Below are 20,047 nucleotides of genomic sequence, written 5' to 3' on the forward strand. Positions count from 1 at the left end.
TTTCAAATATTGTATGGCCACAACTTCGGGAAGTCCCGGTCAGCTTGCAGGTCTCGGTAGCCGTATCGTGGCGTTCATCATCGACGCGATTCTCACGGGAATCGTCGGCACAGTCCTCATCTTCCCGCTGGTTTTCCTCGTCGGCGTCGGCGGGGACGCGGGCGGGGCAATGGCGGGCGTCGCTTTGCTCGCACAGTTTTTACTCCCGCTGGCCGTCTTTGCCTACTTCATCGTGATGGAGGGGCTGTACGGCTACACCATCGGAAAGAAACTGCTCAGCATTCGCGTCGTCGACGATAGCGGGGGCCAAATTGGGATGGGTGCGGCCGCCATCCGGAACGTCCTCCGCATCGTCGACTCGCTCCCGTTCGCGTACATCATCGGCATCGCGCTCATCGCTATCAATGACGATGAACAGCGGGTCGGGGATATGGCAGGCAGCACCTACGTCGTGAAATCGTAACGCGCTCGGACTAGCGGAATTTCGTATCCGTCCACGACGCTTGTCTCGTGCCACGGCAGCAGCGCTGTTCGCTGTGATTTCCCACACCGGGGCGGCGGTTACTCCTCGCTGTCCTCGTCCTCGCGGTCGTCGAGGAACTCGTGGGCCTGTTCCAGTATCTCGCGGGGGCCGTCCTGCGTGACGGTGTTTATCGCCTGCTCGTAGTCGCGCCACTGCAGGTCGCGGTGCTCGGTCGACAGCTCTGCCGATGCTTCGAAGGACTTCGCGACGAACAGGTGCACCGTCTTGTGGATGGTGTTGCCGTTCGCCTCGAACACGTAGTCGTAGTCCTCGCGGAACCCGTCCAAGAGCCGGAAATCGCCGATTCCGGCCTCCTCTTTCACTTCGCGTATGGCGGTCTGCTGGAGCTCCTCCTCGCCCTCGACGCCGCCCTTGGGAAACTCCCAGTCCCCGGGTCGGCTCTTGAGCAGGAGGTACTCCCGCCGGCCACGCGTATCGCGAAAGAGGATGGCTCCCGCGCTCGTGGCCTCTATCATTATCTGATTTTACATCACGGGTACTTAAGAGAATATCGGAGACGAGCGCGAGGGGAGAACGGCCGCCGAGCGGGGAGAATCGAACGGCTGTCGGTCGAATCGCCGGTCGCGGACCCCACCAGTACTCTCCGATTACGCAGCGGTATCCCGTGCATACGGCGGTGCCTCCGGTGGTTCGCGTCACCGCTAGTCGCGGACGGCGCCGTCAGGTACCGGGCGCGAAAGGCTGGGCTTTTGGTGGTCGCCACTCTCCACACTCCCAATGCCGTACGTCACGACTCTGACCCTCACGAGTGGGGACCGCCACCGTCTCGACGACGTCGTGGCGGATATCAAAGCCCGCGCCGAGCGCAAGGGCGTGGAGCTGAAAGGCCCGCGTCCGAAACAGCCACGGGACCTGCGGGTCCCGCAGTCGAAGACGCTGGGGCCCGACGGCGGCCGCTTCGACCCGTGGAACTACACTGTCTACGAGCGTACCATCGATATCGTCGGCTACGAGACGTTCGCCCGCGAGGTGACCGCCGAGACGTTCCCGCCCGAGGTCCACGTCGAAGTCGACATCGAGCAACAGACCCCGCCCGGCAGCGGGTGATAAGTTCGCCCGCCCCGTCGGCCCGGTATGGACCAGGAGCGACACGAACGGCTGGTAGCCCTGCGACGGGCGCTACACCGCCACCCCGAACCGGCCTGGTGTGAGTACTGGACGACGAGTCGCATCGTCGAAGAAGTAGAGCGTATCGGCGTCGACGAACTGCTGGTCGGCCCCGACTTGCTGGCGGCCGACGCGCGGATGGCGGTCCCGGACGAGGATACCCTCGGCGAGCGGCGCGACCGCGCGCGAGCGGCGGGCGCCCGCGAAGCCGTGCTCGAACAGTGCGCGGGCGGGTCCACGGGCGCGCTCGCGACCGTCGAGGCCGGCGACGGCCCCACGGTCGCGCTGCGGGTGGATATCGACGCCCTGCCGATTACCGAATCGACGGAGGCGGGGCACGCGCCGGCCGAGGCGGGCTTTCGCTCGGGCAACGAGGGGTACATGCATGCCTGCGGCCACGACGCCCACGCGGCCGTCGGCGTCGGCGTCCTCGAGGCCGTCGTAGAGAGCGACTTCTCGGGGACGTTCAGATGTCTCTTCCAGCCAGCCGAGGAGGTCATCGGTGGCGGGAAGGCGGTCGCCGAGGCCGGAGTACTCGACGACGTGGATCACCTGCTCGCGCTCCACGTCGGGCTGGACCACCCGACCGGCGAGGTGGTCGCCGGGGTGAACGGCTTTCTGGCGGTGCGGCAGTTCGCGGCCGAGTTCAGGGGCGAATCGGCCCACGCGGGGGCCACCCAGCGGCCGGTCGGGACGCCGTCCAGGCGCTGGCAACAGCGGTCCAGAACCTCCACGCCATCCGCCGCCACGAGGACGGTGCGACCCGCGTAAACGCCGGGGTCGTCTCGGGCGGGACCGCGAGCAACATCGTCCCCGAATCGGCGACCGTCGAGGGGGAAGTCCGGGGCGAGACGACCCGACTGATGGAGTACATGAGCGAACGAGCCGACGCAGTGGTCGAACACGCCGCCGGGATGCACGACTGCGAGTCGGAGATGGAGACGATTGCGGCGGCCCCAAGCGCCGAGAGCGACGCCGAGCTCGCTGACATCGTCTATGCGGTGGCCGAGGGTGTCGATGGGGTCGAGCGTGTGCTCCACAGCGCGCCGCTTGGCGGCAGCGAGGACGCGACCTACCTGATGGACCGCGTCCAGCGCAACGGCGGCCGGGCGAGCTACGTCGGCGTCGGCACCGACCACCCCGGCGGCCACCACACGCCGACCTTCGACGTGGACGAGCGGTCACTGGCAATCGGCGTGGACGTGCTAGCGGGCGCTATCGGGCGGCTGTGGTGACCGCCCCGCTGGCCACGGGCGGTCAGCAGTACAGGACGCCGGGCTCGGACGTGGCCGCCCCCGGGACAGGTTCAATTTCGATGATGGCGACGGCGTCGTTGTAGTCGGGATTCCCGCCCTCGTTCGGGTCTGGTGCGTTCTCGGGCTGTGCGCCCGGATTAGTCAGTTCGTACAGGACCGCGACGTCGTTGTTGTCGAGGTTCAGTGTTCCGTCGGGGCCGAGCTTGGAGCCCAGTATATCCGGCAGTGACCGCTGGTGACTCGCGGCGAGACCGTACGTCGGCACGGATTCACCGTCCTGTAGCAGTATGAGGTTACCCTCCGATGGATTCGACGAATTAACCCAGAAGCGGTCTTCTGACTGGCCCGCCGACTTCACCGGACTACCGTAGATGTTTCCGGTTCTGGTGTCGTCCGGATCCCCAGAGTAGTCCCACCTATTAGGTTTGCCCGACCGCATCTCGAGGCTGACGGAGCTATTCGGTGGGAGTTCCGACGTGGTGTAGCGAAGCGGCGGGGACCGTATCGGGCGATTAATGTTGTCCTCGAACGGGCCTTCTATGGCGTCCCGCTTGTCGCCGTCCGGCCACGGGGTCAGGTCCTTCGACCCCGATTGCCGGTTGACCACGACTCGAGCGTTGAGCGTGTCCGGTCCAATCTTGGAGGACCCAGTTTTCGCACTGGCAGCCATCCCGACGATGCTGACCGTTGCCCTGTACGGGACATCCGCCGACACCGAGTTATTCGAGACCTCGACGTTTATCTGGTCTCTGATTTTCACCTGCCTTGTCGCGAGTAGCTTCTGTGACGGGTCGTGAACGAGTCTGACGGTAAAGGAGTCTGCGGAGTTTGCGCACATACTGGTGTTCGACAGGTCGTACGTCAGGTTCTCGTTAGCGGTGACTGGACCGGACGATGGCCCCTTCAACGGGAGGTCCTCGTACGTCTGGCCACCGACGGTGAGTCTGGCCCTGACGTTCTCGCGATAGATGGTCTCGCCCCCTTGATGTCGGAAGGAGACGTACGGCGTCGGGTCCCCCGTAGTTGTGTTGAATGTGGAGTAGAAACGTTCCTCGGTAGCCACCTGAGGGGCCCGCTGCTCCGTCTCGAAATTATTTGCCATGAACAGGACCGTCGCGGCCAGCAGCACGACGATGGCAATGAGTATGACGGCGCCGACGACCGGCTGTACCCCCCTCTGTTCTCCCATTATCTGTGTTATTATCCGCCCCTATTATAAATATTTTATAGACATATTTTATAATATTTGCACCGGTACGTCTCGTACGGGGTCAAAGTGATTGCAGGTCGGGATGGGACGCAACAGCAGACCACGCCAGAGGGGACAGAGGCATCGCCGCAGCTCGTCGGTATCGGCACCGACCTTCGACGTGGACGAGCGGTCACTGGCAACCGGCGTGGACGTGCTGGCGGGCGCTATCGGGCGGCTGTGGTGAGCTAAAACGGATGGGGTCTGGCTCAGTACTTCGGCTCGGCGCCGGTAATCTCGTAGATGTCGTCCATAATCGAATCTCGCTCACGCTGCCAGGCCTCGAATCCGTCGCGGTCCTCGGGATAGGACTCGTAGTGCTCAAGGAGGCGGTCGGCGGCCTTCTTGGTCTGGTAGAGGTCCCGAATCGTCCCCCAGTGACCGAAGCTCTTAATGGCCATCTTGAGTTTGAGCCCGAGGCCGACGCTCGTCGACCCGCCGTAGAGTGCCTCGGCGAGTTTCTCGCCCGGAATCGAGGCCAGCAGCGCCATCAGGTCGTCGACGTCGTAGGCCGTGGTGAAGATGTTGTAGACGTCAAGGGCCGCGTAGCGGGCGCCGAAGTCGTTCATCACGCGGACGTTGTACTCCCAGAGGGCCGCCTCATCGTCGGTCCGGTCGTCCTCGATGGCGTCGATAGCCTGTTCGGCGGCGTACTTGCCGGCGTATGCAGCCCCGGCGATGCCGCCACCGGTCGTCGGGTTGACGTGGCCCGCGGCGTCGCCGACGGCCATGTAGCCCGGCGCGACCGCCGAGTCGTAGGGCCGGCGCGTCGGCAGGGCGGCGCCCAGTTTGTCGGTGACCTCGGCGCCCTCGAACTCGGGGCGCTCCCGGAGGTCGGCCTTCAGGTCGTCAACCAGCTCCATGGGCTCTTCGTTCATCTGGAACCCCAGCCCGGCGTTTATCTCCGTGTCCGTACGCGGGAAGTACCAGAGGTAGCCCGCCGACCGCTCGGTGGGCTTGAACACGAGGGCGTCGTCCCACTCGACGGGTTCGTCGACCTCGACGATTTCGCGATAGGCCGAGCAGAACTGCGAGTACCGGACGTTCGTATCGAAGGTCGCGTCCTCGAAGTCGGTCTTGTCCTGCAACAGGGAGAGCGCGCCGGCGGCGTCGATGACGATTTCGGCGTCGTAGGTGACCGGTTCGCCCTTGCGGATAGCTTCGAAGCCGGTGACGGTGCTGTCGTCGGCCTGACGCACGTCCTGGACGACGGTGTCGTAGTGGAACTCCGTACCCGCGTCGCCGGCGCCCTCGATGAGACAGCGACCGTACTCCCAGCGGTCGATGACGGCCAGTTCGCCCGGGACCGGAATCTCGAGCACCGTGTCCTCCTGGGGAATCTCGAAGCGGCCGTGGTCGACGTCGGTGTTGGTAAAGGCCGGGTCGAGCTGGGACTTGGGGATGGCGTCGGGGAAGTCGCTGGCCCCCTTCAGCGCGTCCCCGCAGGCGATGTGGCCCGCCTCCTCGGCGTCCTTGCGCTCGACGACGACGACGTCGTAGCCCGCGTCGGCGAGTGTCGCGGCGGCGTAACAGCCCGACGTCCCCGCCCCGACGACGGCCACGTCGTACTGGTGTGTGGTCATGCAACCTGCTCCTCCCCGGAGCGCAAAAATCGTTCCGACTATGCGTGCGTCACGCCCTGGGAAGGGAATAAAGAGTTTTGACGGGGGGCAGCAAAGCCGGAGGCATGACCGACTACACCGTCTCCTTCGTCGGGACCGGCGAGGAGATAACGGTCTCCGAGAAGGAGACCATCCTCTCGCGGTGCATCGAGGAGGGCATCGCCCAGGAGTACTCCTGTCGCGTGGGGATGTGTCTGGCCTGTTCGGCCGAGATTCTCTCGGGCGAGGTCGTCCAGCCCGCGGCGCGCGGGCTCACCGAGCAGGAGCGGGAGAACTACGCCCTGACCTGCATGGCCCGACCCGCGTCGGACCTCGAACTGGACCGCGGGAAGTACCCGCCGAGCATCGAAGCCGACGCCGAGGCGGCCGTCGCAGACGACGACTAGCGAGGCTGTGAGTGGGACGAACAGCCTCGTTACGAGCGAACGGGGAACGGAGTGACCCGTGAGCAGAGAGACTTCGAGCACCGCGAGAAGTCTCTGCCACTGTCGAGCGGTGGAACCTCGTTATACGCGAACAGCGACCACAGAGAGCCGTGAGAAGGGAAGGCCCGAACGAAGTGAGGAATCTCGCCACACGCGCTCACGCCGTCGGTCGACCCTCAGACGCCCGCACTGTGAGTGAGTGACTCACACATTGTCCAATTGATAGAATAGAAGGGCAGGTCATATAAGCACGTGGGTCGTAGTAATCGGTGACACCAGCGTCAGCGGACGGCCGTCGACGACTTGACACACTCTCCCAACCATGACCAGCCGTGTATACAGACTCCACTCGACGCTCGAACTGCCACTGGAAGACGCGTACGACTTCTTCGAGGACCCGGACCTTCCACCTGAAATCGCTGACGTAGACATCACTCGTCGGAACAACACGCTCATCGTCAGTGCTGTCGCGAAAGACGACAGCATGAGCAAGTACACGCCGACGGCCCAGCTGAAAGCCAGCGTGACCGAGAACCGCGTCTACGAGGAAGACCCCGAGGAGATGGGCCCGCCCGGCGCCGCCTCGACCGGCTCGGCCGGCGGCGGCCCGCAGTGGGGCACGCTCGAAGAGGAAGAGGAGGAAATCGAATCCGAACTCGTCGAGTACGCCTGCTTCAAGGGCGACCGCGAGACCGTGCTCCAGAACACGGCGCTGCAGTACGCCATGTTCGAGGTGCTCTGTGAGGTGGCGAAAGTCGCTGAGAAGGGCACACTGACAGCCATCGCCGCAGTCGACGGCGAGCTGGAAGCCGTCCGCATCGTGGACGGCGAAGAACACCCCGCTTCTATCAACGTCGTCGAAGACCCCGCCGACGAGGACGAGGAAGAAGGCGTCAACTGGCGGGACAACGAGTTCATCAGCTAATCCGCTGCCACACAGTCGGCCGCCTTCCTTACACAGCAACGAGTTCCTCACCAGCGACGCGTTCGGCCAGTTCGAGTGTGAGTTCGGCCTCGATGTAGGCGGCGACGACGATGAGCAGCGCTGAAACGAGAAGGAGCCACCCCGCCTCTCGCAGGTCACGCCGGGTGAGGAGCCGCGCTTCCAGCCCGCGGATGTACCGAACCGTGAGCCAGCCAAAGCGCAAGCCTACGGTCGAGGCGACGAGCAGCGCCGGAATCTCCAGGACGCCGTGGGGGGCGATGAGCATCCCGACCACGAGCGGGTCGACTTGCTGGACGGCGATGCCGACGACGGCGCCGATGAGCAGGCCGTTGAGGACGAGGCCGAGGACAGTGACGAGACCCAGCGAGACGGCCCCAAGCGACAGCGCGACCATCGCGACGAGATTGTTGACGGCGAGGTCGACAGTCGTCAGCGCCGGGAACGGACCGGTCCCCCCGCCCTCGCCCGTCGGGAGCGATTCGACCGGCACCGCGCTCCCGAGGAGGAAGCCGGCGACGGTGCTCATGCCGAGTACCAGCGCGGCCACGGGGACGTAGCGGCGCAGCCACCGGCGGTAGATAGCCCGTGTGGCGGCCAGGCGGGAACCCATAGTCGACCCAGGGGCGTCGGCGGCAAAAACAGTCGGGGCCCGTGCCAGACACCCACACGCCGGCTGCGTATCCAAAAAGTTCTTACAACCAGTAATTATATCTCATTACACGATGTCCGAAACAGCCGAGTTCCCCGACTATCTCGACGTCGACTACACCGACGGCGAGGGCGAGGAACCCGAGGAGTACCCGACCGTCAACCACAAGATAGAGAAGGCTATCGAGGTCACGAAGCAGGGCCTCGAACAGTACGAGAACCCAGTCGTCATGTGGACCGGCGGGAAGGACTCCACGCTGACGCTGTACTTCGTCAAGGAAGTCGCCGACCGCTTCGACCTCGAAGTGCCGCCGGTCGTCTTCATCGACCACTACCAGCACTTCGACGAGCTCATCGACTACGTCGAGCACTGGGCCGACGAGTGGGACCTCGAGGTCATCTGGGCCCGCAACGAGGACGTCGGCGAGTACGTCGAGGAGAACGGGCTCACCCCCGGCGACGACATCCCTATCTCGGAGCTCTCCGAGCACAACCAGCACCACGTTCGGAACATCCTCGAGTACGAGGAAGACACGTTCCCGTTCCTGCTGGACACCTACGTCGGCAACCACCTGCTGAAGACCGTCGCGCTCAACGACGCCATCGAGGAGCACGACGTCGACGGCATCCTCTCGGGTATCCGCTGGGACGAGCAGGAGTCCCGCGCCGACGAGACGTTCTTCTCACCGCGTCACGACCCCGACATCTACCCGCCCCACGACCGCGTCCAGCCGATTCTCCAGTTCGCCGAGCCCGACGTCTGGGAGGCCTTCTGGAACTTCGTCGTGCCGGACACCGTCGAGGGCTACCCCGAAGAGGGCTACGTCCCGCAGGGCCAGGACGACCTCCCCGAGGGTATCGAGAAAGAGGACGTCCCGGTTTCGCCGAAGTACTTCGCCGGCTTCCGCTCGCTGGGCAGCGAAGTCAGCACCGACAAGTCCGCCGACGAGCCCGCCTGGCTCCAGGACATGGCGAACACGACCGAACGCGCCGGCCGCGCCCAGGACAAAGAGGACCTGATGGAGCGCCTGCGCGACCTCGGCTACATGTAAAATCGGCCGGAGAGCCACCCTACCGACGCGGTTTTTCGTTTTTTCGGCCGACTAGTCGTACGTCCAGTGGTTCGCCGACCCAACCTCGATTCGGACTGCGGTGTTCTCGGGCCACTCGTCCTCGTCGGCGCCGTAGCGGTTGTGGATGCGCCGGCGTATCTCGCGGTTCTCGGTGTCGTCCTCGACGACGGACGCCGTGCCCCGGAGGGTCACGCCCCAGTTGGCCTCGCCCTCGTCGGCGTCCTGCACCGAGAGCGCGACCCTGGGATTGTGGCGGATGTTGTCGAGTTTCCTGCCGGTGGTGACGAGTTCGATAGCGCCGTCGTGGTAGTCGTACCAGACGGGCGCGACGTGGGGCCGGTCCTCGTGGCTGGTTGCGAGGTGGGCGACGTGGACGCCGCTGGTGAGCAGTTCCACGGCTTCGTCGGGAATCGCATCGGGCATACGAGACGGTAGGGTCGCACGACCGAAGAAAGTATCACCCGACAGAACGGTGCTGGGCTGGGCTCACTCGACGGCCCGGTACTGGTCGCCGTCCTGTTCCAGTCGCCCGTTGGCCACGGCGATTTGCAGCGCGCGGTCGACCTCGCGCTTGTCGATGGTCGTCGCGCCCATCAGCGAGTCCACCTGGGCGCGCGAACACCAGCCATCCCCGTCGGCCACGTCTCGAACCGTCTCGACGACGCGGTCGGCGATGTCGCTCGGCATACCGGAGCCACGAGCGCCGGCTACTTGGGTGTCGGGGCGACATTTATTTTCTCACGCCGGTCAACACTCGACTCGTGAGTGAGCGCCGAGAGCGGGTCGTCCTCGCGGCCGTCGTCTTCGTGGTCCTGCTGGCCCAGGTGTTGCTGTATCCCGGCGTCGACACGCTGGTCGCGGCGCTGGGCGCCGAGACGACCCTCGATGCGAGCATGTGGTTCCTCGCGGCGGAGTTCGCGGCCTTCGTCGCCTTCGCTGGCGTCTGGGGGGCAATAAGCGACCGGACCGGTCGGCGGGTGCCCTACATCGTCGGCGGCGCCGTGGCCGGCAGCGTACTCTACGCGGCGCTGGCCTGGTTCCCGAGCGTCACGTCCGTCTCCTTCGGCACGGTCCTCTTGCTACGGGCGCTCCAGGGCGCGGCGACCATCGCCGCCTTCTCGCTGTCGATGACGATGCTGATGGACCTTTCCGGTGGTCACGGGAAGAACATGGGCGCGGCGGGCATCGCCATCGGCTCGGGGACCGCGCTGGGGGCGCCGCTGGGCGGCCAGCTCTACGGCGTCTCGCCGACGCTGTCGCTGTACGTCGCGAGCGGGCTCTTCCTGCTGGTCGCGTTGCTGTCGACGCTGGTGACCGACCGCGCCCCGGCGGGCGACAGTGGCCGCCTGCGCCGGGCCGTGCACCGGCTGGGCGAGACACCCGAACTCGCGATTCCCTACGCCTTCGGCTTCATCGACCGGCTGACAGCCGGGTTCTTCGCGCTCGTGGGCACCCTGTACTTCCGGGAGGCATTCGGGCTCTCGCCGGGCGAGACAGGACTCGTCCTCGCGCTGTTTTTCGCGCCCTTCGCCCTGCTGCAGTACCCCTTCGGCGTCCTGTCCGACAGCGTCGGTCGGACGACGCCCATCGTCGCCGGGTCGGCCCTGTACGGCCTGGCAGTCGTCGGCGTGGGGCTGGCACCGACCGTCGAACTGGCCGGCGTCGGCATGGTCGTCGTCGGTGTCATCGGCGCGCTGATGGCCCCGGCGACGATGGCGCTGGTCACCGACCTCGTGGGCGAACGCGGCCGGGCGACGGCGATGGCCGGCTTCAACGCCGCCGGGAGCCTGGGCTTTCTGACCGGCATCCTGGTCGGCGGCTTCGTCGCCGGGCAGTTCGGGTACCTCGCGGCCTTCCTCGTCGCGGGCGGCGGCGAAATCGTGCTGGCCCTGCTCGCGCTGCCGCGACTGCTGGCGCTCGAGCTCCCCGCCGAGGAGCGACCGACCGGATAGCGTTCCGCCCGAACAACCGTGTGAACGGCCCCCATCCCGGGAAAACACTCAAAAGACCACCGGAACAGGAGAGCATATGAGTAGCGACACAGGAAGCTACGACTGGCTGACGCTCGACCCGGACGAGGAGATTCTCTGGTCTGGGAAACCGGCCGCAGAGACGATGTACGGCGCGTATCTGACCGGAGTCCCGCTTGTCCTGCTCTTTGGGCTCGGTCTGCTGATAATCGCCGGTGCGTACCTCAATCGACAGAACACCGACTACGTGATAACCGACAAGAGCGTCTACAAGAAGACGGGCATCCTCAGTCGGTCGGTCTCCGAGGTCGAGTACGAGAAAGTCCAGAACACCTCCTTCTCGGCTGGTGTCATCGGGCGCTCGCTCGGCTTCGGAAACGTCGAAATCAGCACCGCCGGCGGCGCCGGCGTCGAGATGCGGCTCCGCGGTGTCAGCGACCCCCAGGAGGTTCAGAAGCGACTGAGCCGACGGGTCAAGGAAGTCCAGGGCGGCCGTGACCGAGGGGACGGTGAGACGAAGCCGGACGTCCTCGAAGAGATACTGGCCGAGCTCCGCGCGATTCGTATCGCAGCGGAAGGCGGGTCGAGCAGGGAGCGACCCGACAGCGGCGCTGGCGCCCCCGACCGCGGCGACAGCGGAGCAACCGACTGGGACACCGACCGACAATGAGCCTGCCCGACTGGGCGCCGGCCGCGAACGACGAGACCGTCGTCTGGCAGGGCCAGCCGCGGCGGCGCATCGTCCACCTGGGTGTCGCGGCGGGCGTCGTCCTCGCGCTCGTCGTCCTCGGCAGCGTCTCCGTGATTGTCTCGAGCGGTGCGCTCCCGACGACGCTTTCGGCCGCGGTCGGCGTGGTCCTCGCGCTGCTCGCGTTCGCGGTGCCAGCCGGCGGGGCGTGGCTCTGGCGGTGGTCGACCCGTTATGTCCTGACCGACGCCGCGCTCTACCACCGGACGGGCGTGCTCTCGCTGACGGTGACGGAGCTCCGGCTAACCAAGGTACAGAACACGAGCTACTCGCAGGGTATCTTCGGGACCATCTTCGGCCACGGGACCGTCACCGTCGACACTGCCGGAAGCGAGGGCGCGGAGCTGACCCTGCGGCAACTCGACGGGCCGAAAGCGGTCCACCAGCGCATCGCCGAGGCGGCGGGGAAGGCAAACGGCGAACGCAGGGACGGGATTCCGGGGTCGCTCGACACCTGGAAAGCGGTCCGCGCGGAAGTCCGGCGGCTCCGGGCGGCGACCACTGGCGACCGATAGCGGCCCCTTCCGGACCGCTACCGGGCGTCCTCGATTGCCTCCAGCGCCGCCGGGTTCTCGATGCTGGACATATCCCCGAGGTCCTCCCCCCGATACACCGCGCCGATGGCCCGCCGGAGTATCTTCCCGCTCTGGGTCTTCGGGAACGCGTCCACGAACAGGACCTCCCGGGGCCGGAACGGCTTGCCGAGTTCCTCGCCGACGGTCCAGGTAATGCTGTCACGCAGGTCGTCGGTCGGTTCCGTCGCCGGTTCGAGGACGGCGTACAGCACCACGGCGGTCCCAGTGGTGTCGTCGGGGACGCCGACAGCGGCGGCCTGGTTGACCGCAGGGTGGTCCATCGCCGCCCCCTCGACCTCCGCGGGCCCGACCTTCCGTCCGGCGACGTTGAGCGCGTCGTCGGCTCGACCGTGCAGGAACCAGAGCCCGTCCTCCCCTTTCTGGGCCCAGTCGCCGTGGTTCCACAGGTCCGCCCATCGGGACCAGTACTCCTCGACGTAGCGCTCGTCGCCGCGCCACAGCGATTTGCTCATCGACGGACAGGAGTCGCGGGCGACGAGATAGCCGCGTTCACCCGTGTCGGCGATGGAGTCGCCGTCCTCGTCGACGATATCGATATCCATTCCCAGCCCCGGCCCGCCGAGCGTGCAGGGTTTGAGCTCCTGGATGGGCATCGGCATGAGAAAACAGCCCATGATTTCGGTGCCGCCGGAGATGTTGATGATTGGACAGTTCCCGTTGCCCACGTTGTCGTAGAACCACTGCCAGCTCTCGGGGTCCCACGGCTCGCCGGTCGACCCCAGGAGGCGCAGCGAGGACAGATCGTGGCCTTCCAGCCACTCCTCGCCCTGCTTTCGCAGCGCGCGAATCGCCGTCGGCGAGACGCCGAAGACGGTCAGGTCGTGGCGGTCTATCATCGCCCAGAAGCGGTCCGGGTCCGGGTAGTCCGGCGCGCCCTCGTACATGAAGATAGCCCCGCCCAGCGCGTGGTTGCCAAGCAGCGTCCAGGGCCCCATCATCCAGCCGATGTCGCTGACCCAGAAAAAGCGGTCGCCCGGCTTGTGGTCGAAGCCGAAGTAGATCTCCTTGGCCGCCTGCACGAGCGCCCCCGCGTGCGTGTGGACGATGCCCTTCGGTTCGCCGGTGGTCCCCGAGGAGTACAGCAGCATCGATTCCTGGTCGCTCGGGAGGGACTTGGCCTCGTAGCTGTCGGACTGGGAGGCGATGGCCTCGTTCCACCACTCGTCGCGGTCGGTCCAGGCCAGGGACGCCGCCGGGTCGTCCCGCTCACGGCTCGCGTCGCTCTCCGCTCGCGTGTCCGAGGCACACCGTGCCTCGCTAATCCGGTCGTACACGACCGTGTGCTCGACGCCGTCGCCGACCCGCTCGCGGGCCTGCTCAATGGCCTCGTCGGCGACCTCCTTCAGCTCGACTGTCGACCCACGGCGATAGAAGCCGTCGCCGGTGAACAGCACCGAGCAGTCCGCGTCCGCGAGGCGGGTGGCCGTCGCGTCGACGCCAAAGCCCGAGAAGATGGGGACGACGATGGCCCCGGCCTTCAGACAGCCATAGAAGATGCTGGCCACCTCGGGCACCATCGGCATGTAGAGGCCGACGGTGTCGCCCGTCTCGACGCCGACCGATTCCAGGTAGTTGGCGACCCGGTTGCTCTCCTCGTGGAGGTCGTGATAGGTGACCTGGCGGACGTCGCCGGGTTCGCCCTCCCAGATGAGCGCGACCTGATTGCGCACGTCGGTGTCGGGCGCGGCGTGGCGTGAAACGGCGTTGTGGGCCGCGTTCAGCTCCCCGCCGGGATACCAGTTCGTGAACTGCGGGCCGTCGAACGTCTCCCGCTCGCCGCTCGCAGTCTCGACGGACCGCGTCTCGGTCTCCCGGACCGCGTCGTAGTCCTCGAAAAACTCGACGTGGAGGTAGTCGACGAGTTCGTCCCAGAACCAGTCGACGCCGCTCTCGGGGACGCCGTCGATATCGGTCGTCGTCCGGCGTATCAGCTCCTCGTAGTCCTCGATGCCGTACGTTTGCATGAACTGCCAGACGTTGGTCGATTCGACGAACGCCCGTGTGGGCTCGTGGACGACGCGGTCCAGCTCTTCGAGTGACTCCGGGGCCATAGTATGCGAATGCGTGACACACGACTAAGTAATTGCCCGGCTGTGGCGGCCCGAACGCACGCGCAGTCACTGCCTTCGGGCCCCGGAAACCCTTTTGCACGGGGACGGCCAAGGTCCGGTTATGTACGTCCGGGATGCGAAAAACCGAGAGGAGGTCTGGCTACTGGACCACATCGAGGAGATGGGACTGGACGAGACGAACTTCCGTTCCCGCGACTACGTCATCGCCATCGACGAGCACGACGACCGGAAGGCCGGCTTCGGACGCATCCGAATCCACAAACCCGACGATGGCGACCCCATCTGCGAACTCACGAGCATCGGCGTCCTCCCGGAGTGGCGCGACCAGGGCGTCGGTGCCCACGTCATCGAGCGCCTCGTCGAGTACGCCGCCGACGAGGGGTTCGACGTGGTGTACTCGCTGACGAGCGCCGACCGCTATCTCACACAGTTCGGGTTCGAGCCTATCGCCGTCGACGAGCTGCCGCCCCGGCTGCAGGACCGCCTCGAAGAGAAACGCGAGAACATCCAGCCCGACGCCGCCCCGCTCCGGGTGGCCCACGACGACTTTTCGGTCCCGCCCCGGTTCCGCGAGCGGTTCAAGAACGCCTCGGCCCACGAAGCCGAGCCCGAACCCGAAGACACCGCCGAGGACTTCGGTATCGACCCCGATGAGGCGACCTACAAGTACGATACAGGGCGGTGACACCGGGTCGAGCGGCCGCTATTTTCGGACGTCGATGATTTCGATGTCGAAGACGAGGGTGCGCCCGGCGAGTTCGTGGTTGAAATCGACCTCGACGGCGTCCTCACGCACCGCGGTCACGTCGCCGTGGAGTTCGTTTTTCGCCTCGACGTGGAGGCCGACCTCCGGCTCCGAGCCGACCATCTCCTCGAACGCCTCGGGGTCGTACTCGCGGACTTTCTCGTCCTCGAACTCGCCGTAGGCCTTCTCGGGCGGGACCTCGATGGTCTTCTCCTCGCCCACTTCCATCCCGACGAGGACCTCCTCGATGCCCTCGATGATGTCGCCGCGGCCGACGGTAAAGGAAAGCGGCGCGTAATCGGCCGGCTGGACGCCCTGGGCCGTGATGAGGTCCTCGTGTCGAGCAACCTCCTGTCGAGAGGTGTCAAAGAGGCTCCCGTCCTCGAACCGTCCGACGTAATGGATAGTTACCCCGTCCCCGCGTTCGATTGGCATATCAGTTGGTTCGGGCGAGGAGTGATTTAAACCCAACTCTCGGCGGCTGTGGTCATCGCGCGCCGTCGTGTCGGCCATTTAATGTTACGGCCGAGAACCTATGGACCGAACTGACGCCGACGGTCGCTCGTGTCACCCACCACTCAGTTCCGTCTGAGAAGTGTCGAAAGAACCAGTTACGAACGTATTACTGCCCATAGTTGTATCATACCTCGCTATCATCAAAAGAACAGCCATCTTACCGCTCGGCGATTGCCGTATTGTACACTATCTTTTTGTACATTCGCGGAGACTGTCAGGACGGTGTGTCAACAAAATGTCAATGGACGCCGTGGTCTATCAGGGGCCACACGAAGTAGCGGTCGAAGAAGTAGAGGAGCCGGAGATAGAACACCCGAACGACGTACTCATCGACATCACGACGTCCTGTATCTGTGGGTCCGACCTCCACATGTACGAGGGACGGACGGCCGCAGAGCCGGGCATCGTCTTCGGGCACGAGAACATGGGTATCGTCACCGAGGTCGGTGACGCCGTCACCACCCTCGAAGAGGGCGACCGCGTGGTCGCCCCGTTCAACGTCGCCTGCGGCCACTGTGAGAACTGCGAGGACGGCTACACGGGCTTCTGTACCAACGTCAACCCGGGCTTCGCTGGCGGCGCCTACGGCTACGTGGCGATGGGACCGTACAAAGGCGGGCAAGCCGAGAAGCTCCGCATCCCGTACGCGGACTTCAACGCCTTACAGCTGCCCGAGGGCGACCAACACGAGGACGCCTTCTCCCTGCTCGCGGACATCTTCCCGACGGGGTGGCACGGGACGGAACTCGCCAACTTAGAGCCCGGCGACTCCGTCGCCATCTACGGCGCGGGCCCGGTCGGCCTGATGGCCGCCTACAGCGCGAAAATCAAAGGCGCGGCCGAGATCTACACGGTCGACCGCGTTCCGAGCCGCCTCGAACTCGCCGAGGAGCACTGTGACGCGACGGCCATCAACTTCGAGGATGGCGACCCTGTCGAGCAGATTAAAGACGAACACGGCGGCGCGGTTGACAAAGGCGTCGACGCCGTCGGCTATCAGGCCATCGACCCCGAGAAGGAGGGCGACGAGGCCTACGACCCCGCCCGCGAGAATCCAGCGGTCGTCCTCAACGACCTCATCCGGACCGTCCGCCCGACTGGGGAGCTCGGAATCCCCGGCCTGTACGTCCCCGAAGACCCCGGTGCGCCCGACGAGATGGCCGCCCAGGGCCGCCTCGGCATCGACTTCGGCCTCCTGTTCGAGAAGGGCCAGAAGCTCGGCACCGGGCAGTGTAACGTCAAGTCCTACAACCGCGAGCTCCGCGACCTCATCATCGAGGGGCGAGCCGACCCGAGCTGGGTCGTCTCTCACCGCGTGGACCTCGAAGAAGCGCCAGAGATGTACGAGCAGTTCGACGAGCGCGAGGAGGGCGTCACCAAGGTTCTCCTCGAACCCTGAGAGCGCCGCCGACGGCGGGCTCTCGCCGCGGTTTCGGCGCCAGCCCTATAGTTGTCTGGCTGATACGTACGGCTATGTGTCAGTACTGTAGCTATCGGTTCCACGACGAGTGGAGCGCGCTGCTGGCCTACGACGACGTCTACCAGCAGGCGATGGGAGCCACCTCGGAGTCGACCTACGGCTTCCACGGGGAGTGGGACGAACTCCGCGAGGAAGTCGGCTACGGCGCGTGATTACCTGTCTCTCGGGAAGGGGTCCGCGTCGACCGCCGGAATTTCCTCGCCCTCGTCCACGAGACAGGCGTCTAGCTCGCCGGTGAGCGCCGGACCGTCGAGCTCGTGACCGATAACGACGAACCGCGTTTCGGGCTCGTCCGCGCCCCACTCGCCGATGGGCCCGGCCTGTACTGCCGGACCGGCCTGACTCACGCCCAGCACGGTGTCGGGGCGACTCGCGACCCAGACGAACCCCTTCGCCCGGACGACGTCGCCGTCCCAGTCGTCGAGCCACGCGTCGAAGCGGTCGGGGTGGAACGGCGCCTCGCTTCGGTAGACGACGGACTCGACGCCGTGGGCGTCGGCCGCGGACAGGTCGCGATGGTCGTGGCCATCTGCGTCATGAGCGGCCGAACCACTTTTCGCTCCCGCGAGGGTCTCTTTCCACCCCTGCCGCCGCCGGGCCGTCTCGAAGTCGAACCGCCCGGTGGCAAGCACCGTGTCGGGGTCGACCTCGCTGTAGGTCGTCCGGTGTATCCTCGCGCGCGGCTGGAGTTCGCGGATGGCCGCCTCGACGCCGTCGAGCGCCTCCTCGGGGACCATATCGCACTTGTTCAGCACCAGCACGTCACAGAACTCTATCTGGTCGACCAGCACCGCCGTCAGCGGTCGCTGTGGGTCGGGCGCGCCGTCGGGGAGCGACTCGTCTGGGTCGAACGCCTTCCAGAAGCCGTAGGCGTCCACGACGGAGACGGTCGTATCAAGCGTGAACCGCTCGGGGAGACGGGTCTCGTCGGTCCCGACGGTCAGCGTGCGGGCGATGGGTATCGGTTCGCTGATGCCCGAGGCCTCGACCACGAGATAGTCGAACGCGCGCTCCTCGGCCAGCCGGGTGATTTCGGTCACGAGGTCGTCCTGCAGTCGACAGCAGATACACCCGTTCGAGAGGTCGACGATACCGTCCTCGCTCTGGTCGGCGAGCAGCTCCGCGTCGACGTTTATCTCTCCCATATCGTTGACGACGACGGCGATGCGACGGTCCCCGGGGTCCGCCAGCAGTCGGTTGACGAGCGTCGTCTTGCCCGCGCCGAGGGGCCCGCTGACAACCGTAATCGGAACTACTTGTTCTATTGACATTTCATGACGATAGGGCGTCACGCCGTAATGAATCCTCGGAGAAAACCGGGACGGCGCGAACGCTTAAGCCCGGGCCGGCCGACACGTTTCCCATGTTCGACCCCGAGGAGCTGGACGAGATCCGCGAGGCGAAAGCCGAGTGGGAGAAAGAGGATGTCCAGCCGACCGTCGACCGGTTCGGCGAACGGGAGGAACGGTTCACGACGGACACGGAGGGGCAGGAGGTAGACCGCCTCTACACGCCCGCGGACGTGGCCGACCTGGACTACGGCGAGGACCTGGGCTTCCCCGGTCGGGAGCCCTACACTCGCGGCGTCTACTCGACCGGGTATCGCGGCCGGCTCTGGACGATGCGCCAGTACGCCGGGATGGGGACCGCGACCGAGACCAACGAGCGGTTCAACTATCTATTAGACGAGGGCCAGACCGGCCTCTCGATGGCCTTTGACCTGCCGACACAGATGGGCTATGACTCCGACGACGCGATGGCCGCGGGCGAGGTGGGCAAGACCGGCGTGGCCATCGACTCGCTCGCGGACATGGAGACCGTCTTCGAGGGCATCCCGCTTTCGGAGGTCTCGACGTCGATGACCATCAACGCGCCCGCGGCCGTCCTGCTGGCGATGTACATCGCCGTCGGCGACATCCAGGGGGTCGCCCGAGAGGAGTTGCGGGGCACTATCCAGAACGACGTGCTCAAGGAGTACATCGCCCGCAACACGTTCATATACCCGCCGGAACCGTCGATGCGTCTCATCACCGATATCTTCGAGTTCTGCGCCGCAGAGACGCCGAACTTCAACACAATCTCAATCTCGGGGTACCACATCCGCGAGGCCGGCTCGACGGCCGCCCAGGAGATCGCCTTTACCCTCGGGAACGGTATCGAGTACGTCGAGGCCGCCATCGAGGCCGGGCTGGACGTCGACGACTTCGCCCCACAGCTATCCTTTTTCTTCACCTCGTACAACAACATCTTAGAGGAGGTCGCGAAGTTCCGGGCCGCTCGTCGACTGTGGGCGAAGCTGATGGACGAGCGCTTCGACGCCGAGAATCCCAAGTCCAAACAGCTCAAGTTCCACACCCAGACAGCCGGCTCGACGCTGACCGCCCAGCAGATAGAGAACAACGTCGTCCGGGTTGCCTACCAGGCGCTCGCGGCAGTCCTCGGTGGGACCCAGAGCCTGCACACCAACGGCAAGGACGAGGCCATCGGCCTGCCGACCGAGGAGTCCGTCCGGACCGCCCTGCGGACCCAGCAGATTCTGGCCCACGAATCGGGCGCTGCCGACACCATCGACCCGCTCGCGGGCAGCTACTACGTCGAGTCCCTGACCGACGAACTGGAGGCGGAGGCCCGCGAGATAATCGAGGACGTGGACGAACGCGGCGGCATGCGCCGGGCCATCGAGAACCAGTGGGTCCAGCGCCAGATTCAGGACGTCGCCTTCGAGCGCCAGCGCGAACAAGAGGCCGGCGAGCGCATCATCGTCGGCGTCAACGAGTTCGAGGTCGAGGAGGAGGGCGAGCAGGACATCGAGGAAGTCGACGAGGCCGTCGAGGCCGCCCAGCAGGAGAGCGTCGCCGAGGTTCGCGAAGAGCGCGACGACGCGACCGTCGAGGCGGCCCTCGACGCGCTGCGGGAGGCCGCCGAGGGCGAGGAAAACCTCATGCCATACATCGTCGACGCGGTGAAGACGTACGCGACGACCGGCGAGGTGTGTGACGTGCTCCGGGACGTCTTCGGGGAGTACCAGCCCGGCTCGTCGATGTGAACGG

Annotated in this window: 21 protein-coding genes and 1 pseudogene; 13 read left to right on the plus strand and 9 right to left on the minus strand. The window is 65.7% G+C overall.

The annotated features are described in order from the left end of the window. The first annotated feature begins 13 nt into the window (after positions 1-13). Positions 14-463: an RDD family protein gene (locus P1K32_RS03520; RefSeq protein WP_276251336.1), complete on the plus strand. Its 450-nt coding sequence runs from the start codon at positions 14-16 to the stop codon at positions 461-463. A 98-nt stretch (positions 464-561) separates the two neighbouring features. Here the strand turns inward: P1K32_RS03520 and P1K32_RS03525 are convergent, their stop codons facing one another. Beyond that, positions 562-999, minus strand: a complete 438-nt coding sequence (locus P1K32_RS03525; protein ID WP_276251337.1) for a bis(5'-nucleosyl)-tetraphosphatase — start codon at positions 997-999, stop codon at positions 562-564. Positions 1,000-1,261: 262 nt separating this feature from the next. Here P1K32_RS03525 and P1K32_RS03530 point away from each other — a divergent pair, with 262 nt between their 5' ends. Together P1K32_RS03530 and P1K32_RS03535 are read left to right on the plus strand one after the other, a co-directional pair. Further along, positions 1,262-1,591, plus strand: a complete 330-nt coding sequence (locus P1K32_RS03530) for an uS10/mL48 family ribosomal protein (RefSeq protein ID WP_276251338.1) — start codon at positions 1,262-1,264, stop codon at positions 1,589-1,591. 27 nt (positions 1,592-1,618) lie between these two features. Beyond that, a pseudogene (locus P1K32_RS03535) lies at positions 1,619-2,886 on the plus strand (amidohydrolase). Between the two features lie 22 nt (positions 2,887-2,908). Here the strand turns inward: P1K32_RS03535 and P1K32_RS03540 are convergent. Continuing rightward, positions 2,909-4,096: a type IV pilin N-terminal domain-containing protein gene (locus P1K32_RS03540; RefSeq protein WP_276251339.1), complete on the minus strand. Its 1,188-nt coding sequence runs from the start codon at positions 4,094-4,096 to the stop codon at positions 2,909-2,911. Positions 4,097-4,365: 269 nt separating this feature from the next. Beyond that, on the minus strand, positions 4,366-5,739 hold the full coding sequence (locus P1K32_RS03545) for a geranylgeranyl reductase family protein (protein WP_276251340.1): 1,374 nt from the start codon (positions 5,737-5,739) through the stop codon (positions 4,366-4,368). 104 nt (positions 5,740-5,843) lie between these two features. Between P1K32_RS03545 and P1K32_RS03550 the strand changes: the two genes are divergently transcribed. Together P1K32_RS03550 and P1K32_RS03555 are read left to right on the plus strand one after the other, a co-directional pair. Continuing rightward, positions 5,844-6,164, plus strand: coding sequence for a 2Fe-2S iron-sulfur cluster-binding protein (locus P1K32_RS03550; RefSeq protein ID WP_276251341.1), 321 nt, complete (start codon positions 5,844-5,846; stop codon positions 6,162-6,164). Positions 6,165-6,525: 361 nt separating this feature from the next. Then, the gene (locus tag P1K32_RS03555; RefSeq protein WP_276251342.1) at positions 6,526-7,128 is read left to right on the plus strand and encodes a DUF7110 family protein; all 603 of its coding nucleotides are present in this window, start codon (positions 6,526-6,528) and stop codon (positions 7,126-7,128) included. Between the two features lie 28 nt (positions 7,129-7,156). On the opposite strand, the gene P1K32_RS03560 is transcribed toward P1K32_RS03555, so the two are convergent. Beyond that, the gene (locus tag P1K32_RS03560) at positions 7,157-7,759 is read right to left on the minus strand and encodes a stage II sporulation protein M (protein WP_276251343.1); all 603 of its coding nucleotides are present in this window, start codon (positions 7,757-7,759) and stop codon (positions 7,157-7,159) included. Between the two features lie 112 nt (positions 7,760-7,871). Between P1K32_RS03560 and P1K32_RS03565 the strand changes: the two genes are divergently transcribed. Further along, positions 7,872-8,849 (plus strand): phosphoadenosine phosphosulfate reductase family protein, encoded by a 978-nt coding sequence (locus P1K32_RS03565; RefSeq protein WP_276251344.1) that lies wholly within the window; start codon positions 7,872-7,874, stop codon positions 8,847-8,849. Positions 8,850-8,900: 51 nt separating this feature from the next. Here the strand turns inward: P1K32_RS03565 and P1K32_RS03570 are convergent, their stop codons facing one another. Further along, positions 8,901-9,293, minus strand: coding sequence for a pyridoxamine 5'-phosphate oxidase family protein (locus P1K32_RS03570; protein WP_276251345.1), 393 nt, complete (start codon positions 9,291-9,293; stop codon positions 8,901-8,903). 63 nt (positions 9,294-9,356) lie between these two features. Beyond that, complete coding sequence (locus tag P1K32_RS03575) at positions 9,357-9,557, minus strand: hypothetical protein (RefSeq protein WP_276251346.1); 201 nt, start codon at positions 9,555-9,557, stop codon at positions 9,357-9,359. 74 nt (positions 9,558-9,631) lie between these two features. On the opposite strand from P1K32_RS03575, the gene P1K32_RS03580 reads away from it, so the two are divergent. The 3 genes from P1K32_RS03580 (at position 9,632) to P1K32_RS03590 (ending at position 12,103) form a co-directional block, all read left to right on the plus strand. Further along, positions 9,632-10,822 carry an MFS transporter gene (locus P1K32_RS03580; protein ID WP_276251347.1) on the plus strand — a complete coding sequence of 397 codons (1,191 nt, stop codon included), beginning with the start codon at positions 9,632-9,634 and terminating at the stop codon, positions 10,820-10,822. Between the two features lie 76 nt (positions 10,823-10,898). Continuing rightward, entirely contained in the window at positions 10,899-11,510 is a 612-nt protein-coding gene (locus tag P1K32_RS03585) for a PH domain-containing protein (RefSeq protein WP_276251348.1), read from the plus strand. Continuing rightward, on the plus strand, positions 11,507-12,103 hold the full coding sequence (locus tag P1K32_RS03590; protein WP_276251349.1) for a PH domain-containing protein: 597 nt from the start codon (positions 11,507-11,509) through the stop codon (positions 12,101-12,103). The genes P1K32_RS03585 and P1K32_RS03590 overlap by 4 nt, the downstream gene beginning before the upstream one ends. A 17-nt stretch (positions 12,104-12,120) precedes the next feature. On the opposite strand, the gene P1K32_RS03595 is transcribed toward P1K32_RS03590, so the two are convergent. Beyond that, a complete protein-coding gene (locus P1K32_RS03595; protein ID WP_276251350.1) occupies positions 12,121-14,235 on the minus strand; it encodes an AMP-binding protein in 2,115 nt (704 codons plus the stop codon). Between the two features lie 121 nt (positions 14,236-14,356). Between P1K32_RS03595 and P1K32_RS03600 the strand changes: the two genes are divergently transcribed. Then, positions 14,357-14,941, plus strand: coding sequence for a GNAT family N-acetyltransferase (locus P1K32_RS03600; RefSeq protein ID WP_276251351.1), 585 nt, complete (start codon positions 14,357-14,359; stop codon positions 14,939-14,941). 18 nt (positions 14,942-14,959) lie between these two features. On the opposite strand, the gene P1K32_RS03605 is transcribed toward P1K32_RS03600, so the two are convergent. Further along, positions 14,960-15,436 carry an FKBP-type peptidyl-prolyl cis-trans isomerase gene (locus P1K32_RS03605; protein WP_276251352.1) on the minus strand — a complete coding sequence of 159 codons (477 nt, stop codon included), beginning with the start codon at positions 15,434-15,436 and terminating at the stop codon, positions 14,960-14,962. A 322-nt stretch (positions 15,437-15,758) separates the two neighbouring features. Here P1K32_RS03605 and P1K32_RS03610 point away from each other — a divergent pair, with 322 nt between their 5' ends. Next, positions 15,759-16,916 (plus strand): glutathione-independent formaldehyde dehydrogenase, encoded by a 1,158-nt coding sequence (locus P1K32_RS03610; protein WP_276252159.1) that lies wholly within the window; start codon positions 15,759-15,761, stop codon positions 16,914-16,916. 74 nt (positions 16,917-16,990) lie between these two features. After that, the gene (locus P1K32_RS03615) at positions 16,991-17,149 is read left to right on the plus strand and encodes a hypothetical protein (protein ID WP_276251353.1); all 159 of its coding nucleotides are present in this window, start codon (positions 16,991-16,993) and stop codon (positions 17,147-17,149) included. Here P1K32_RS03615 and P1K32_RS03620 read toward each other — a convergent pair whose 3' ends face one another. Beyond that, on the minus strand, positions 17,150-18,268 hold the full coding sequence (locus tag P1K32_RS03620; RefSeq protein ID WP_276251354.1) for a CobW family GTP-binding protein: 1,119 nt from the start codon (positions 18,266-18,268) through the stop codon (positions 17,150-17,152). 92 nt (positions 18,269-18,360) lie between these two features. Here P1K32_RS03620 and P1K32_RS03625 point away from each other — a divergent pair, with 92 nt between their 5' ends. After that, complete coding sequence (locus P1K32_RS03625) at positions 18,361-20,043, plus strand: acyl-CoA mutase large subunit family protein (protein ID WP_276251355.1); 1,683 nt, start codon at positions 18,361-18,363, stop codon at positions 20,041-20,043. Positions 20,044-20,047 lie beyond the last annotated feature (4 nt).

Source organism: Haloarcula rara (assembly GCF_029338235.1).
GTDB classification, from domain to species: domain Archaea; phylum Halobacteriota; class Halobacteria; order Halobacteriales; family Haloarculaceae; genus Haloarcula; species Haloarcula rara.

What these genes read in the sequence shown, in the direction of transcription:
- P1K32_RS03520 (WP_276251336.1), top strand. Translation starts at nt 14, where the DNA reads ATGGCCACAACTTCGGGAAGTCCCGGTCAGCTTGCAGGTCTCGGTAGC.
- P1K32_RS03525 (WP_276251337.1), bottom strand. Translation starts at nt 999, where the DNA reads ATGATAGAGGCCACGAGCGCGGGAGCCATCCTCTTTCGCGATACGCGT.
- P1K32_RS03530 (WP_276251338.1), top strand. Translation starts at nt 1,262, where the DNA reads ATGCCGTACGTCACGACTCTGACCCTCACGAGTGGGGACCGCCACCGT.
- P1K32_RS03540 (WP_276251339.1), bottom strand. Translation starts at nt 4,096, where the DNA reads ATGGGAGAACAGAGGGGGGTACAGCCGGTCGTCGGCGCCGTCATACTC.
- P1K32_RS03545 (WP_276251340.1), bottom strand. Translation starts at nt 5,739, where the DNA reads ATGACCACACACCAGTACGACGTGGCCGTCGTCGGGGCGGGGACGTCG.
- P1K32_RS03550 (WP_276251341.1), top strand. Translation starts at nt 5,844, where the DNA reads ATGACCGACTACACCGTCTCCTTCGTCGGGACCGGCGAGGAGATAACG.
- P1K32_RS03555 (WP_276251342.1), top strand. Translation starts at nt 6,526, where the DNA reads ATGACCAGCCGTGTATACAGACTCCACTCGACGCTCGAACTGCCACTG.
- P1K32_RS03560 (WP_276251343.1), bottom strand. Translation starts at nt 7,759, where the DNA reads ATGGGTTCCCGCCTGGCCGCCACACGGGCTATCTACCGCCGGTGGCTG.
- P1K32_RS03565 (WP_276251344.1), top strand. Translation starts at nt 7,872, where the DNA reads ATGTCCGAAACAGCCGAGTTCCCCGACTATCTCGACGTCGACTACACC.
- P1K32_RS03570 (WP_276251345.1), bottom strand. Translation starts at nt 9,293, where the DNA reads ATGCCCGATGCGATTCCCGACGAAGCCGTGGAACTGCTCACCAGCGGC.
- P1K32_RS03575 (WP_276251346.1), bottom strand. Translation starts at nt 9,557, where the DNA reads ATGCCGAGCGACATCGCCGACCGCGTCGTCGAGACGGTTCGAGACGTG.
- P1K32_RS03585 (WP_276251348.1), top strand. Translation starts at nt 10,899, where the DNA reads ATGAGTAGCGACACAGGAAGCTACGACTGGCTGACGCTCGACCCGGAC.
- P1K32_RS03590 (WP_276251349.1), top strand. Translation starts at nt 11,507, where the DNA reads ATGAGCCTGCCCGACTGGGCGCCGGCCGCGAACGACGAGACCGTCGTC.
- P1K32_RS03595 (WP_276251350.1), bottom strand. Translation starts at nt 14,235, where the DNA reads ATGGCCCCGGAGTCACTCGAAGAGCTGGACCGCGTCGTCCACGAGCCC.
- P1K32_RS03600 (WP_276251351.1), top strand. Translation starts at nt 14,357, where the DNA reads ATGTACGTCCGGGATGCGAAAAACCGAGAGGAGGTCTGGCTACTGGAC.
- P1K32_RS03605 (WP_276251352.1), bottom strand. Translation starts at nt 15,436, where the DNA reads ATGCCAATCGAACGCGGGGACGGGGTAACTATCCATTACGTCGGACGG.
- P1K32_RS03610 (WP_276252159.1), top strand. Translation starts at nt 15,759, where the DNA reads ATGGACGCCGTGGTCTATCAGGGGCCACACGAAGTAGCGGTCGAAGAA.
- P1K32_RS03615 (WP_276251353.1), top strand. Translation starts at nt 16,991, where the DNA reads ATGTGTCAGTACTGTAGCTATCGGTTCCACGACGAGTGGAGCGCGCTG.
- P1K32_RS03620 (WP_276251354.1), bottom strand. Translation starts at nt 18,268, where the DNA reads ATGTCAATAGAACAAGTAGTTCCGATTACGGTTGTCAGCGGGCCCCTC.
- P1K32_RS03625 (WP_276251355.1), top strand. Translation starts at nt 18,361, where the DNA reads ATGTTCGACCCCGAGGAGCTGGACGAGATCCGCGAGGCGAAAGCCGAG.